1 protein-coding gene and 1 pseudogene are annotated in these 3,388 nt (G+C 44.0%); both read left to right on the top strand.

Features of this window, described 5'->3' with window-relative positions:
- A partial coding sequence (locus IEY34_RS35845) for an S-layer homology domain-containing protein (RefSeq protein WP_189021007.1) occupies window positions 1-670 on the top strand: 670 nt, incomplete at its 5' end.
- Window positions 671-1,195: 525 nt separating this feature from the next.
- Window positions 1,196-3,388, top strand: a pseudogene (locus IEY34_RS37165) (DUF5704 domain-containing protein); the annotation flags it as partial.

Raw genomic sequence — 3,388 nt, forward strand, 5'->3', positions numbered from 1 at the left:
AATTATTGAGGGGTTCGAAGACGGTTCTTTCCGACCAGATGACACAACAACAAGAGCAGAAGTTACCACTATTTTGCTTCGTTATGCAAATGTTGAAGGAAAAAAAGCCGATCAATACAAGGCGTTGAACGAGTTGCGTGAAGTAGGGACAACTGGGACTAACGTTACTTCCTTGACCCCTTATCTTTACACAAAGAATTTGAGTGGTAATAGACCTACTTTCTCTAGTATCTTGGATAATCCGATCACCTTAAAAAACAACTCCGGAAGTATCAAGGTTCACCATCTAATTATTGTTGATTCTGAAGGGGATCAAGGTAGCGGAGTATATGCTCCTATGTTCGTTGATAAGGTACCTAAAGTCTTTGTAGGTCAATATCTTGTGTACTCTGACATATCAATCACTTCAAATATGGAGAAAACAGACTTAAACACTCTTGGAAATGGTATGCCAAGTGCTCTGATTTCTTTTTATAGGGTAGTGGGTTCAAAAGTAAAAAGTTACGGCTTAAATACAATTCCAGAGAAGAATGCATTTAACTATTTGGTTAAAGGCGAAGAAAAAAGAGTGTGGGTTGAATCGTCTATTGACAAGAACCCTGCTAGATCTATTTCATATAGCCTCAAAGTGGATAATGGTGATGTTGTAGGAATAGGTTTTAAAAAGTAAACAAGGAGAAGATAGTTGATGAATTTTTTCAAATTAACAGCTCTACTTGTTCTTTCATCCATAATCATAAATATGTCTTCCACTGTGAATTCTCCAGTAAAGGCAGCAGGGTCATATCCGCCAAAGACACAGCAGTCTCAACCCAAAACTGTCTACTCCGAACCAGTTCGCGCTAAACCAGGGGTTTACTGGTATCAATTGGACGCTGGGGGATTTAGGGCGGACTACTCAGGTGGGCAAATGGATGTTGGTTGGAACGGGAATTGTAACAATCCCCGACCAGTTGACTCAACAGTTCCAGATGATGTGAACTTGTCTAGTTGGCCAGGTTCAACTTGGCTAGATGGTAGTAACAATCCAATCCCTTCTGGTGGTGTTCAAAATGTTCGACTTGATACAGTGTCATATGCTAGTGCTCTATCATTCAGCCCAGTTGGCGGAAACCCCAAAATAACCAGTTCTAAAACAGCAATTATATCATCTGAAACCGGAGAAAGTTATCTGAATACACAGTATAGTGTATTCATGAACCGTCCTAATGGATGTCCCAAGGCGATTGTTGAATACGACACTCCGGTTGATATCATTTGGGCAGGAGACGTTACCGAAGAGAAAGAAATTGGTGTCAACCCTGACTCAACCATAGGAGTGAGTCAGACAGTACAGATTAGAGCAAACGTAAGAACAAAAAATTACGGCGATACCGACTATGGGAGTAACCCATGGGTTGATGTTACCAATCGTGCCTCTGAAACAACATGGGAATCCGAAGACACATCAATAGCGACTGTAAATTCTTCTGGTTTAGTAACGGGAGTAAGTGGTGGTACTGTAAAAATTCATGCCATTTGGGATAATGGAACATATCGAATATCAGATGCTGCAACCATAACAGTAACGACTAGTCCAGGCATGACAGTGGACGCACATGATTTTTGTACAAGTGAGGGTGTTGCTACATTCCAGCTTGTAGCACATTTAACAAAATCGGATGGAAGGACGTACGATCTAACCTCCCACCCAGATATGACTTGGAGTAGTTCTAACCCTACCATTGCAACCATAGATCAATCTGGTATGGTAACTTCTATGGGGATATCCGGTACTGCGTACATTACTGCTCATATTGTGATTCCGGCCCAAGGTATTGATGAAATAGGATCTGCAAGTATCAATGTAAAAGTATGTTCTGGCGGTGGCGGCGGTAGCTGTCCGTCAACCATAGGCCCACCAGCAACAGTCGAGACAAGGCCTGCTAGCACGCTAGATCCAAATGTGAGCGGTGTAAACCTAGCAGACAACCGCGGTGCCGAAAAGTTCAATGTGCTTCAGGGCATTCCAACAACCGAGAGCCTTTATACCAATGTTCTTGCGCATAACTATCTCTATAATCAGAACTGGTCGCAGCAATCTGGGAAGACCACGTATGCCTGTTCGATAACGATAACCTATCCATTAATTTGGCAAGATCCTGGCCCCTGTATTCCGAATCCCCCTCCTGGTGGTGGGTGTACGCCAACATGGATAGATAAGAATGCTACAGAAAATAAGACTTATACATTTGACATACATCGAGACTATTCCTACTGGTAAATTGAAGAATTACAAATTCATTCCATTCATCAAGCCACGATGGAAAACTATGCTTTGCCTGGTGGGACGGTAACCATGAATCCTGTTGGATATACACCACCTGGTCTACAAGCGCAACATAATGCATCGGTGGGTACACATGTTCATCCTGCGACGGCTCCGACTATATCGTATAGTCCTCCTGTAAAAAATGGAGGTCGATCGGGAAGGCCGACCCCAGATGATGATACCAACCGTTTAAAAGGTATGGCAGAAGCTGGAATTGCAGAGTCAAAGGTCAATAACGACACCGTGAAATTCAACCCAAGCGGTACTTCCTTATCAACCATCATGGACGGAGCGCAGTATACGAAAACAGGGCCAACACCAGGGGATATCCCAGCACCTACGATGATTGGGAAAGACGTGTTGTATAAGCCGAACAATGTGATTGAACGAACCTTAGCCAATAAACCGGACACACCGACAACGGGAACCATTTACTATGACATGCTTAATCAATATGTGGGAGGGTCTAAACTACCAGGATTTCCCATCAACGGCATCAACACCGTAACCGTCCATACACCCGTCGTCAATTACTCGGACATACCGGACATCAACCGGCCCTTCGACCAGAGTATGAACCCGGATTACAGCAAAACGGTTCTTGTCCTAGGCCGGCCGTTCCGTGTGGACTTCGACGAAAAAGGACAGCATTTAAATTACTTAGGCTATGGCAACAACGATTACATGAAATACACGGCTTCGAAGCGTGTGACGTTTCCCTTCGGTGTGTTTGACTCTACAGGAGCTTATCATCAAGAAAATACATGGATCTACATCGATGTAGGAACACCGTCCGCCACGTATCTCATTCCGGAATGGATTGATGAAGGCACGTATCATATCACACTCGAAGCTTGGGCGATTAATACCCAAGCGGCGACTTGCCAGACGAACCTGAACGGAGACTTAATCAACTACTGCGCGACAAAGGGGATTGATGTCAACGTCGTAGGGCGCGTTTCCGATTTTCGGATAGGAGATATCGGTGATTTGCGGTACGAGTCCGTGTTTAGAACGGCACCCGGCTCACTGAATCATACAACGAATGCTTATTATTCAGGTGGAAGAGATAAAGAC

The organism is Paenibacillus marchantiophytorum (assembly GCF_014640555.1).
In the GTDB taxonomy this organism is placed as follows: Bacteria; Bacillota; Bacilli; order Paenibacillales; family NBRC-103111; genus Paenibacillus_E; species Paenibacillus_E marchantiophytorum.